General features: G+C 61.0%; 8 protein-coding genes. All 8 read right to left on the bottom strand.

Annotated elements, in window-relative coordinates:
• Positions 1-17 precede the first annotated feature (17 nt).
• The 8 genes from IPF85_RS04000 to IPF85_RS03965 all read right to left on the bottom strand — a co-directional run bounded on the left by IPF85_RS04000 (position 18) and on the right by IPF85_RS03965 (position 12,566).
• Positions 18-1,472: a cyclic nucleotide-binding domain-containing protein gene (locus IPF85_RS04000; protein ID WP_343406769.1), complete on the bottom strand. Its 1,455-nt coding sequence runs from the start codon at positions 1,470-1,472 to the stop codon at positions 18-20.
• Positions 1,473-1,784 carry a hypothetical protein gene (locus tag IPF85_RS03995; RefSeq protein ID WP_343406768.1) on the bottom strand — a complete coding sequence of 104 codons (312 nt, stop codon included), beginning with the start codon at positions 1,782-1,784 and terminating at the stop codon, positions 1,473-1,475. It abuts the gene before it with no gap.
• Positions 1,785-1,897: 113 nt separating this feature from the next.
• Positions 1,898-3,910, bottom strand: a complete 2,013-nt coding sequence (locus tag IPF85_RS03990) for a HAMP domain-containing protein (protein WP_343406767.1) — start codon at positions 3,908-3,910, stop codon at positions 1,898-1,900.
• On the bottom strand, positions 3,907-5,742 hold the full coding sequence (locus IPF85_RS03985) for a peptide ABC transporter substrate-binding protein (RefSeq protein ID WP_343406766.1): 1,836 nt from the start codon (positions 5,740-5,742) through the stop codon (positions 3,907-3,909). Before IPF85_RS03985 ends, IPF85_RS03990 begins: the two co-directional genes overlap by 4 nt.
• A 2-nt stretch (positions 5,743-5,744) precedes the next feature.
• The gene (locus tag IPF85_RS03980; protein ID WP_343406765.1) at positions 5,745-6,527 is read right to left on the bottom strand and encodes a hypothetical protein; all 783 of its coding nucleotides are present in this window, start codon (positions 6,525-6,527) and stop codon (positions 5,745-5,747) included.
• A 97-nt stretch (positions 6,528-6,624) separates the two neighbouring features.
• The gene (locus IPF85_RS03975; RefSeq protein WP_343406764.1) at positions 6,625-9,987 is read right to left on the bottom strand and encodes a cyclic nucleotide-binding domain-containing protein; all 3,363 of its coding nucleotides are present in this window, start codon (positions 9,985-9,987) and stop codon (positions 6,625-6,627) included.
• A 184-nt stretch (positions 9,988-10,171) separates the two neighbouring features.
• Positions 10,172-10,921, bottom strand: a complete 750-nt coding sequence (locus IPF85_RS03970; protein WP_343406763.1) for a MinD/ParA family protein — start codon at positions 10,919-10,921, stop codon at positions 10,172-10,174.
• A gap of 376 nt (positions 10,922-11,297) precedes the next feature.
• A complete protein-coding gene (locus IPF85_RS03965) occupies positions 11,298-12,566 on the bottom strand; it encodes a SpoIIE family protein phosphatase (RefSeq protein ID WP_343406762.1) in 1,269 nt (422 codons plus the stop codon).
• Positions 12,567-12,603: the final 37 nt, after the last annotated feature.

The following is a 12,603-nucleotide window of genomic DNA, read 5'->3' as shown; positions in this document are numbered from 1 at the left end:
TGCTGGCGTTCATCTGCTCAGTCATGATGCTTGCTCGCATCTGCGGGTTGAGAGAATGACGGTGAGCGGCTGGTCTCGATCAGGCGGGCGAGGGTCGCCAGGTTGGCTTCCTTGCCGGCCTGGCGTAACGTGCGCGCGGCTGGGGTATGATAATCATGGTGGCGCACAAACTGGAACTGTGACTGGTACCACTCGTAGTCGGTCTGCAGCGCGCCCATGGCCGCCGATTCAGCGCGCAGCGCCGCGCTCCGCTCTATGAAATCGGCGCGCCCCAGCACATCGAGATCGGCATCGGCCAGTATTTGCTCCAGGAGGGTGCGCGGGCTTTGCGGGAGTCGCGTCGCCATAATCATCCCGCAGATGGCATCAATCTGTTCGGGCTGATAGCCCATGCCTGGCAGGACGGTACGCGCAATGTCGGCGCCGATCACCTCATGGTTGGCGCGGTCGTCCACAAAACCGATGTCGTGAAAATACGCGGCCGTGCGCAGCAGGAGCAGATCATCGCCCTCGATACCAGACAACGCCGCCAGGCGGTCTGCGGCCCGCGCGACATCCTCAACGGTGTGCTCGAGAGAATGGTAGGTGTTGTACGCAGCCAGCTCAGTGCTCAGACGCTTCACGACATACTGGCGTGCGCGGGCCAGATCCGGCTGCGCGGGTATGGCCGATCCCGGCGCGGGTTCAGTGGTCTCCGGCTGGATATGCGTCGCCGGTGGTGCAGGCGCCGGGGTTCGCGATTTTCTGCGCCGCTGCAGGCGCTGCGCCTGCAGCTGTAGATTTCGGAAGGTCGCGCTCTCCGTCAATTCGGCCACATGGCGAGCCTTCCTGACATCGTCAATCTCAATTTGCAGGTGGGCCAGCTGGTCATGCAGCTGTTGGTCGCGGCGGGCCAGCTCACGAATCGTTTGCTGAAAAACCCGGCCCAGTTGCCCCAACTCATCTGGACGTGCGGCGACGTCGTCCAGGCTTGAGGGCACATAGATCTCGCTTTCGATCGCGACCGCCGCCGCTGTGAGTCGGGCAAACTGCTGCATGTAGGCAAATTCAACCGACATGTGGTGGACCATATGGCGCAAGCGGTTGGACAGGATGCGAATGACGCTGCGCGTAATTTCTGGCTGGTGACTCATCAAATCGTGCAGCGCCTCCTGTTTCAGGCGCAGGAGGACACCCGCTTCCTGCGCCGTGACCGAGGCGCTGCGCGGTTCCGGGTCGAGCACCGCCATCTCGCCGAAGACATCGCCCGGCCCCAAGGTGTTGAGTTCCCGTTCGCCGTCATGCACGATCATGCGCCCGCGTTCGATGATGTACATGGCGTCGCCCATCTCTCCCCGCTCGATCACCGTCTCGCCGGCGGCCACGGTGACCTCTTCGAGCAAAGGCGCAATGAAAGCGAGCGCCGCGCGTGGCGTTTCGGAAAAAATGCTCACCGCACTCAAAGCTGCGGCCCGTTCCTCAGATAAAGTCATCTATAAGTCCAGTGGAATTTTGTGCCCCCGCATCCGGGCAAAATAGACCTTGTACATCAGGCTGCCATCGCTGTGGCGTTCTTCCGTCAGCAGATAACCTTTTTCAACCAGGAGATCGGCCACTTGCTTGGCTTCATCTTCGGGCAGATTGAGGACAGAGGCTATTTCGACCACGCCCATCGGCCCGCGTCGCAAGATTTTCTGCACGGCCGAGTCAACCGGATCAGGCAGAATCAGGATGTCAACCGGTGTAATGCCGGGGAAAACACTGATTGCTTGCAGTTGTTCCATCAGTTCACTGAAGTTTACCATGAAGTTCATCATTTACCCACTCGGTCTTTCATCAATATCGTCGTAACGCAATTTGTAGGGGCGCACCCTTGCGGTCGCCCACGCGGGCAGAGGGCAGGCGCAAGGCCATGCCCCTACAGACGCTGGCGCATCACACGGGCCTTGGCTTGCAGGGCCTGAAAGAAGTCTGTCTCCACAATTTCGCTGACTTCGTGTTGACGCCGCGTTTCGTCAATTTCGATGCGCAACTGCTGGATTTCCTGACGCAGACCCTGCTCACGCACGTAGGCTGACAGCGCAGCCACAGCCAACGATGAGAACGAATCCATTAACGGCAGCAGGGCGTCATCGAACTCCGTCACCTCGCCGGTCTCGCTGTCTTTGGCATTGATCAACTGCATCACGCCCAGCACATGATTCTCGTCCGTCTTCAAGGGTACCGTCAACAGCGAGTGCGAGCGGTAGCCGGTTTGGATTTCGAAGGCGCGCGGGCCGGAAAAATCGAAGGTGGTCGCGTGGGACAGATCCGAGACATTGACACTCTTGCCTTCCAGGGCCACATGGGACGAGATATTGGCATGATTGGGTTCATTCGTGACGGCGTCGTAGAGCGGAATCGGAGGCAGAGTCACCGCAAGCGCCGAGGTGCCGCCCATCGTAGAATGCAGCGTATCGTTGCGCACAATCATCGGGTTGAGGTGGTTGGTATCTGTGCGCAGATAGAGCGTGCCGGCGTCGGCGTGACAGAAAGTCTTGGCCTCCACGAGCATGACCTCCAGTAAGCGGTTGAAATCCTTTTCAGACGCCAACGATACGCCGATGGGGATCACGACGTGCAGGAGATCATCGGCGCGTTTCTTCTCCCTGCGCACCTGGCTGAGTGTTTGGCGCAGCTTGGTCGTCATGCTGTTGAAGGCCTCACCCAGGCGCCCAATTTCATCACGCGATCGAACGCGGGCCTGGGCTTCCAGGTCTCCGCCACGCACACGTTCGGCCACCCCGGTCAGGCGACGCACTGGGCCTGCGATATTCTCACGAAAAATGAAGGCCAACGCCACGCCCATGATGAGTGCCACCACGCCGCCCGCCAGGACGACGCGATTGGCAGCCACCAGGTCCTGGCGGCCACGATGCAGATCGCTGCGCAGGGCATTCTGCTGATTGGCGGTCAACTGATCCAGCAGGCTGATCATTTCCGTCGAAAGCGGCAGGACAGCGGTACGAAACAGGTAGATGTCTTCGCGCCAGTGTTCGCCTTCCAGGATGGGGAAGATCTCGTCTGGCAAGCGCAGAAAAGCGGCGCGATTGGTGGAGATGCCATCCAACAGGCTGCGCTGTTTCGCATTGAGCCGCGGACGACTCGCTTTGAGTTGATCCCAGGCCTGCTGATTGAGATCGCGATTGGCCTCGTACTCACCCCGGAAGGAGCGGTTACGGGTGGTGGTGTAGCCGCGCAGGCCAGACAGCATGGCGCTGAGTGATCCCTGAAAACGCGCCATCTCGGCCAGTTGAGCCATGCCTTCGGCCTCAGCGGTAAACTCACTCGCAGACCGCCGTCCCTGTTCATCAATCAACCCACCGACATCAATCAGAACCTGTCCGCCCAGGCGCAGGCCCTTCGTCGCCATGATGGCGTAGGCCGGCTCGCGTTCCAATGGGTCGTCATGCAGTGCGAAAAGCGTGGGGATATCAGCTGCCAACTGGTCATAGAGTGTACGCACCCGTTTCAGGCGCTGCTGATCTTCAGGAGAGAGCTGCGCAGACAGGACGGTCAATTCGTCCAGGTCATTCTGGAAGGCCCGGGCATCGCGCTGTTGGTCTTGCAGATACTCCTCACTGCTCAATGCCAGGTAGCCACGCACGTCCGATTGCAGGCGCAGGAGATTGGCTTCGGCGCGGATGGCTGTCAGCGCGGTGGGTGCGCGCACTTCGTCAGCGATGTTGATGCCCGTCATGGCGTTGGTGCTGGCCAGATAGTTGAAGATGGCGCCCACGATCGTCAGCAGCACGAGAATGCCGAAGCCCAGGCTCAGTTTACTCCCGATCGCCAGGCGGTTGAGCAACGGCGCGCCGACCCGGTAGGCCAGGTTCTCCTTGTCAACGAGCGCCCGCTCGTCTGGGGAATGGGCGGTTGGTGATTCGGTCATGGTGTACTCCGCTTCCAGTCTTTGATATTCCACAGGTCCGCGTCCCAGGGGCTGAGGTCAACACCAACCAGGGTGTTGCTCACCCCGGAGATGTCAGCCTGGCGCACCAGGGGAATCACGACCCCATCAGCGATCAACTTGTCATTCATCTCGATGAAGAGCCGGCGCCGGCGTGCGGGGTCAATTTCCGTCGTAGATGCCTGGTACAACGCATCGTACGCAGGATCGCACCAACGCTCCTTGTTCAGGCCCTTCCAACTATTGGCCTTCTGCGCGATTTCGCTGCAGATCCAGGTGCGCATGTAGGCCCCCGGATCAGGGCTGCGATTGCCAGTGCTGTACATTTCCAGGTCGGCGTAGAAATGGTGACGCGTGTTGGTGATGGCCGGGTCGCTGCTGAAAAAGGTAATCGAATCGAAGAAGGTCAGTTGAACATCCACCTGGATCGAGTTGAGCGTGCCCTTGATGATCTCTTGGGTTTGCTGGCGAATGGGGCTGGCTGCGGTCTGCATCAGCACGCGCAGGGTGATCAATGGTTCGCCGGCCTGGCGTATCATGCCGTTGTCACGAATCGAGTCCCGGTTGGTGTCGCGCCAACCGGCCTCATCCAACAGGCGCGCGGCTTTTGCCAGGTCGAACGGGTACTGGTTCGCGGTGTTGGGTGACTCGAAGGGAGGCGGGGACACCAGAATGTTCGTCGCCGGCTGACCGGTCGGCCCGTACAGACTGGCAATCGCCGCACGATCAATGGCATGGGCAAAGGCCTGGCGCACGCGCAGGTCACTGAAGAAGGGATGGGGAAACTGAAGGCTCGACCGTTCGCCATCGGCGGTTTCGCGATTGGGGTCGGTGCGGTTGAGCAAGATGCGCTCCACGAACGCGCCAAACGGCGCCAGGAGTTGGCCTTTACTGCCGCTCGCCAGGCCCGGCTGCTCCTGGAAGTTGATCTGCAAATTGGCGGCGTAATCCACATCGCCTGCCTGCAACACGGCGCGCGCGGCCTCGTTGACGGTGCCGCCGCCCTTCAGCTCGATGCGGCTGAAGTACGGCTTGTCCGGTTCACGAAAATACGGGTTAGGTTCATAGATGATCTTGTTGGTCTCGACCAGGGTATTGCCCAGGAACAGCACTTCTTCCGGCTTGAAGCGCACCACGCGATAGGGGCCGGTGCCCACGGGCAGGAGATTGGCCGGGGCGTCGGCGGCATTGGCGCCGTTGTAAGGCTCGAAGACATGGCGCGGGATGATCATCCCCTGCACGCCCACGAAGGGCACAGCCCAGGCCGGATTGACAGCCTGAAAATCAATGCGCACGGTGAGGTCATCCTGAGCCTTGACACTCTCGATGCCCTGGTAGTTGGTGAACGTGGTCGCGCCGTTGACAGCGTGATTGGCGATGAAATCGTAGGTGAACTCAACGTCAGCCGCGCTGAAAGGCATGCCATCCGACCACTTGACATCGGAACGCAGTTTCCAGGTGACCGATTTGCCGTCGGGTGCAACCCCGCCGTTTTGCAGCGATGGAATTTCGGCCGCCAGGATCGGGATGAGATTGCCATCTTTGTCGAAACTGGCCAGTGGTTCATAGGTGACACGCGCCGGCGCCCAGTCTTTCTGGCTGGACGCCAGGTGCGGGTTGAGAATCGTGGGCGCCTGCCAAAAGAGGATGCGTAAGACGCCGCCGGCGCCGCGTCCTGTGGGCGGGGCTGTGGTGGGCGTGGGCGCCAGGGTCGGCGCCGGCGACAGCGGTTCGCCGGCGCAGGCGGTCAGCCCCCACAGCAACGACCCGATCACAAAGCAGAACCGAAGGATGGTGTTGGTTTTGAGCATCATGATTATCCAAACAGAACCGGGAGATAGCCGGCCTGAAGCAAGGTTGGCAACGCTGCGTCACGCCACGCGCGGCGCCAGCGATCCAGGTCGTGACCAACGGCGGCTTGCAGTTGGTCGTTGAGCTGCTGGGCGAGGGCAGCATGGGAAACCCACAAGAAGCAGTGGTGATCCCAGCTACGGGCGGTGTCCACCAGGGGGGCAATGTCCGATCCGTTGTAGGGCGCATGATTGGTGACATGCCATCCCGGACGCGGCCGGCCGTCGTCGTTCGCGCCGATCATGCTGCTGACATACGGGATGGCATCCCAGGCCAGGGTGTGCCATCCGAGGCGCGCCAGAACAGGCGATCCACCCCGCCCCACGGTGACACTGACAAAGAAGCGCTGGCGAGGCAGGAACTCCGATCGGAACTGGGACAGGAGATGCTGACGCAGGTGCAAACTGAGTTTGCGTCTACGCCAGTCGGGATGCGTCCAGCCGGTGAGTAGTTCGAACATTTCAATCGCAGGCCAGACGGAGGCGCCCTGGGGCTGGTCGCCGCGCAGTGCGCGTTCCACCTGGCTGCGCGTGGTCTGGTGAAAGATCGGCATACAACTGATATGACCGATGATGCAACCCTGGTGGACGGCTACGGCCGCCAGACCTTGCTGCCAGCGCCGGTAGAGAACGGCAGCCGGAAATGGTGTCAGGCTTTTTTCATGGGCCACGGACTCGGCAAACTGCTGCCAGGCTGTGGGCGCTAACGACGTGTCAGGATCAGGCCGCAACAGGCAGTCACCGGTCAACAAGGACTCGGTGACAGAAAAAATCAGAGGATGGCCGACAGATGATGCCGGCGGTCTGACCCAGGATGTGCGGAGGGGATCGAGGGACTGCCTCCGGTTACTGATCAAGTTGATCATATAGTTTATGCAACTCCCGTGGTCGGCTGCGGCTGAGGTCGCCCACCCGATCGCTCGTTTCACGCAAACGGCTGCTCAACACATTGATGAGCACCAGGGCCAGGTCAGAATGCCGGCGCATGAGGGCGATCAGCGGCTCACGCCGCAGATGCAGCACCAGCGTATCTTGCAGGGCGATGGCCGATGCGGTGTGGGGGCTGTTGTCGAAAAGGGTCATCTCGCCAAAGTAGCCATGCGCGCCGAGCGTCGCCAGGCGGATGGACGAACCGCGGCGCCGACTCTGTTCGATGCCCACCTGCCCATTGATGATCACCACCAGGACGCCGCCAGGCTCGCCCTGGTGGAAGATGATGTCGCCGGCGTGAAAGCGCTGTTCCTCGCACGCCGGCGCCAGGACTTTCAACTGGTTGATGGTCATCTCACGGAAGAATGGCGCTTCCTTGAGAAAAATGATACGCTCGATCAGTGAGAGCATGATTTCCTCCTGCGGCCTGGCGTTGACGGTGAGTTCGGTTTGCTCAGGGGCCGCCAGCGAGCTGTCACCCAACAGGGCTGCGTCCGCCGGTGTGAGTTGGCTCAGCGCAAAACCGGCCAATGCGTCCAGCCATGGGTTTTCGTCCGACTGGGCGTGACTGCACAAGGCGAGTATGGCTTGGGCCGGAGTGGGTACACCTGTATCCTGGCCCGCGGCCACCAGGCTGCTGACATGGTCTGCCGCGGCGGTTGGATCGCACAGGGCGGCCATGAGTGAAGCCAGGGCCGGAGTCGTCAAGGACTCCAGCGCCTCGACGGCGTTGGCGCGCGTGCGTTCATCCTCGGCCCGCAGAGCCGTTTCCACGACCTGCGTACCCTGCGCGTGGTGTTGAGCGGCCAACAGCTCGAACACCTCGTGCAGACGTTCGTCGGTTTGTGTACGCAGAGCCGCCTGCAGCAGGGTCATCCCGCTCGTCTGCAGGGCCGCGTGCTGGGCTGACGCGCTGGTCAAGGCGTACCAGTAGCTGTAGAAGCGGCCGGCCTGCAGCAGGCTATCGTTCATCTCGGCGCTCAAGGTTGGCGCCCAGGCCTGCGCGGCGACACGGCCAGCGACGATCGTGGCTAGTTTGCGCTGCCGTGAGCTGCTGGCGTTGAGCAGCGGTTGCAGCGCAGGCAAGACCCGGTCTCCCAGGTACGCGAGGGCTTCGACCGCGGCCTGTTGGACACCGGCGCTGTCGTCATGCAAACCGAGCAAGAGAATAGAGCAGGTTTGCGCTCCCATGCTTCCGTTGCCGGTCTGGCGCGCCAGGGTTGTGAGCGCAACCTGCCGAACCTGCTCGATGGGGTCGCGGGTATGCTTTTCCAGGGTGGCAAAGAGCAGGCTCTCTTGTTCGTCGGGCAAGGGTTGGGGAAGCATCGCTTCGATGGCTAACATGGCCTGCAGGCGCACGTCATCCATCGGATCGTCCAGGCTGTGCATGGCAGCCGGCAGCCAGGAGAGATTTGCCGTCTGTCCGATCACCTGCACGCCTCGCAAACGCTGCATGCTGTCGGTGCTATCGAGCATCTCCTGGAGGATGGTGGTTGCGGCCGCGCGCAGGTTTGGGTCAGCAGACGCCAGCACCGCCGGCAACACCTGGCCGCGCACGTCGAGATCATCATCGCTGAGCCGGGTGCAGGCCAAACTGAGATACTGGCTGTGCTGGGCGCCCAGCATGTTTTCCAGGCCGGCCAGCGCGGCCTGGCGGACCAGACCGCTGGTATCTGCCAGGCACTCGGTAAAAACCTGGCGCACGCTGTCATGGTGCAAATCAGCCGCGGTCAACAGGTTGAGCAGCGCGCTGCGCTGCGCGGCGTCAGGCGCCTGGCGAATGGACTCAGTCACCGTGGGGATCACGTTGACGCCGCCGATCTCGATCAGGAGCTGAGTCAGGAAAAGCGTCAGCGCCGGATCTTTGGCGGCTGCTATCCTACTGCGCAGGTGCGCCAGCGTGGGCGGGTCCGCGCTGGTCAAGGTGGCGGCATGTTGCAGCAGGAGGCTGGCGTAATCTTCCTGCTCCAGCAGGCGCAGCAGTGCCTGGCTGTATTGACGCCGAATGATGACGGCCATCACGACGAAGGCGAGGGCCAGCGCGCCCATGGCGGCCGACAAGACCCAATCGGCCGCGCCTGAGCCGCGCAGGAGCGGCGTGAGGAGCAGGATCGCGCCGCCCAGTATGGCGCCGACAGGGACGATCAGCCCGCTGATGAAGGCGCGCGCCCGTCCTTTGACCCGCAGCGGCACGGCGTTGTAGAGCAGATTCTCCGTGGAATTGCGGAACGCGGTGCGAAAGGTGGTGCGATTGAAGTAACCGAGGGCGGCTGACGCCAGTCGCGGGAAAAAGATCAGGCTGCCGCTGATCAGCATGGTGCCGGCGGGGAAGATCAGGTTGGCGTTGCCCAGCCCAAACCAACCAATGAGTCGGCCTACGAGAAATAACTGGATGGGCAGGGCGATCAGGTTGGTGATGCCGCTGACCACCCCGATAAAATCGGCCATGGCCGTGGTTGTTTTGAGTTCGCCCAGGAGAATGCTGCTGGTGCGATAGTTGATGAGCGCCAACAATACGGTGAAAATCAGGGTGGATACCGCCATCCAGCGCAGGAAAACCGATTGGCGCACATACGCGCTGCCTTCACGTAGATTCTCGCGTGCTGATGGGCGGGCCAGTGTCCGTGGGGCAGAGCCGAGGCTTGCCGTGATAGTGATGGCGGTCGGCGCGGTCTTTTCGTGCAGCAGGCGCGGCATCAACCAGACCAGCAGCGCCATGACGACCAGGGCGCCCATCCACAGCCCGATGATGCCGACTGGCGCCAGATGCTGATTGAGCAGCGGGATGGTGAGGCCCGCGACGATGCCGGCCAGGCGCGCCGAAGTTCCCAGGACAGGGACGACGCGCCTGGCCGCGCGGGTATCATAGAAACTGCTCACATAGGTGGCCCAATGTACGTTGTAGATGTCGAGCAAGGGCACATTGAGAATCAGGTAGAAGAGGGGGAAGGCGATGAAGACAGCGCCGGCGGCCAACAGCGCCAGTCCGATCACGATGCCGATGACACTCACGGCCAGGAGGGCCACGAGGATGCGGTCATTGCTGACGCGATCGGCAAAGGCCGAGTAGATGAAGATCGCCAGGATGGAAAAGATCGCGTTGGCGATGAACGCCCAGGGCAGGTATTGCACGCCGATTTGGCGCAGGAAATCAGCCTCGACGATGGTCTCACCCCAGTTGATGCCGGTCAAAACGACAAACGACATCAAATAGAGGATGAGCAGCCGCGGCCATTCATGCGTTCGGATATTGAGCAGTCTGCCCAGGACAAGAATCACGGCAAGAAAATCCTAAGCTCAGCATTGCATGAGATCAGAGATCGGAGATCAGAGATCGGAGATCGGAGATCGGAGATCAGAGATCAGGGATTTTGGGGATAAAAAACGCTGGCCAGGTTCCCCGCACGGTGCAGATTGGCTAGCCAGCGTTTAGGATTTGCAGGACAACAGGTCGCGCAACCGGTCAGACGTTCAACATGCCCGCAATTTGCTGATAGAGGGCCGTCATGGGATGGTTGGGGTAGCGGATGACGAAGATTCCTTCGCTGGCGAGCGTCATCATCTCATCCGAATGGGGGAGCACGGCGGCCACCGGGCAATTGAAGGTGCGTTCGACGCGCGCTTTGACATCGTTTGGATTCCAGATGGGCGGCGCCTTATTGACGACGAGCAACATGTGCGGCACATCGAGCTTCTTTGCCACTTCGACCGTGACTGCGGTGCCCTGGTAGTCTTGCGAGTCAGGGCGCATGATGAGCACCAACGCATCGGAGATGGCGATCGAGAGCAGCGTTTCTTCGTTCAGGCCAGGATGGGTATCAATCATCAGAACGTCCAGCTTCAACTCTTCGATCAAGCGCTGGTAGCCATCGTTGAGCAAACCGACATCATAACCCTCACGCAGCACGCGGGCAATATCACTGGCTTTCATGCTGGATGGGATCAGGAAGATCTGCCCTGAGATTTTTCTTCCTAAGCGGGGGCTGACGTCAATGGCCGCATCTTCGATGTTGCATTTGCCCCATAAGTAGTCATTGAGCGAATGCACAACGTCCCCTTCCTGGAGACCAAACAAAACATGGATGCCGGGGGAGTGAATGTCGGTATCAACGACGCCCACACGCTTACCGCTCATCGCCAGCACTGTGCTCAGATTGGCCGTTGTGTTCGATTTGCCAGTGCCACCTCGAAACGAGTGAACAGAGATAATCATAACTACCCACCTTCTCAGTTCGGATTTTATTGTCTTCTTACAGCACTACGTAAGCCCTCACCCCCCGACCCCCTCTCCCGTCGTGGAAAAGCACCACGACGGGAGAGGGGGTGAGGGCCTGAACGGTTACTGGTATTATTCATGCTGCAAGTGCTGTCCATTGTAGCATACCCCCACTGATCGTCAATACGGGTTGCTCAGACAGGGACAGAGTATCTTCTCAATTCGTAGGGGCGCACCCTTGCGGTCGCCCACGCGGGCAGGCGCAAGGCCATACCCCTCCCCCGGATTATTGAAGGGATACGGGACAGACGACATGGGGGTCACACAGTTCACATTGCGCCAGGGGGCGTTGCCTGTGTGGGATTTTTGCTCATCAACCGACGGCGCTGCTCTCGGCCGGCAGCATGCGGCGCACGATCACGATGGTGATGTCATCGAATTGGACGGCGTCAGCGATGTGATTGCGCACCGTGCTATCAATGCGCTCGAGCAGGCCGGCCGCGGAGGTGGCCGGCGTGGCTAACAGCTCGCGCAGGCGCTTGTCGGTGTACTGCCCTCCGGCCGGATTACGCGCGTCGGGAACGCCATCGGTGTACATGACCAGGGTGTCGCCAGGTTCAAGCTGCGCATCCCCAGTCCTAAAATCGGTCTGCGCCATCATACCGACCGCCATTCCGGTCGGCTTGAGCACCGCTTTGAGGGCGCCATCCGCGCCCATGATATACGGCGGATTGTGGCCGCCATTGATGTAAACCAGTCCGCCGGTCATTGGATCGAGCACGCCGAAGAACATGGTCGCAAACATGTTCAGATCGGAGTGGTTTTCCATGATGTAGTTGTTGGTCAGGAGCACGGCGTTCTTGAGCGCGGTGGCGCCAATGGCGGGCAGGCCACGCCGTCCTGGGCGTGCGCTGATCTGGGCCGGGCCGTCGCCCAAGAGAGATTCCACCAGGTTCAGGCTGTAGTTTTGCTGCGCAAAGGCGCGCGTCAGGCTGCGGCTGAGCGCCATGAACAGCGCCGCGCCCACGCCCTTGTCGCAGACATCGGCGATGACAATGCCCACGCGGCGCCCTTGCGTCAGCGTAAAGATGTCATACCAGTCACCGGCCACTTCGCGCGCGGGATGCAGGCAGGCCGCCAGTTGCCAGCCCTTGGGCTGCGGCACTTCCTTGGGCAAGAAATCGCTCTGGAAACGCCGGGCAATCGCCACATCGTTGAGCACCTTCTCGCGCTTGAGGCGCTCGCGATCCTCCATCCGATGCTGGCGCACCTCCAGGTAATCGGTGATCTGCACCTTGAGCAGGGAGGGCGAGAACGGTTCGGGCAGGTAATCGTCCGCGCCCAGGGCCAGGCAGGCCTCCACGCCCTCGGTGGTTTGTCCGGACGTCAGCATGAGCACGATGATGCTGCTCAGGTCGTCGTCCACCTTGAGATGTTTGATGACATACTCGCTGGTCATGTCCGGCAGGTTGATCTGCAGGAGCATCAGCTCTGGCTTTTCTGCTTTGGCTAATTCCAGCCCATGCTGCCCCGATTCGGCCAGTAGCGCGCCATAGCCGAGCATATCCAGGCGCCGCGCCAGCGTGGCGCGGCGGAGCGGGCTATCATCAATGACTAACACTCGTGCAGATTGAATTGGCACGCGCCGGCGTCTCCTTTTATCATCTCTTTTGCCATCA

Origin of the sequence: Candidatus Amarolinea dominans, assembly GCF_016704685.1 — a bacterium.
Lineage (GTDB): Bacteria > Chloroflexota > Anaerolineae > SSC4 > Amarolineaceae > Amarolinea > Amarolinea dominans.
The sequence above is the reverse complement of the archived record's forward strand: the minus strand, read 5'-3'. Positions and strand labels throughout refer to the sequence as shown.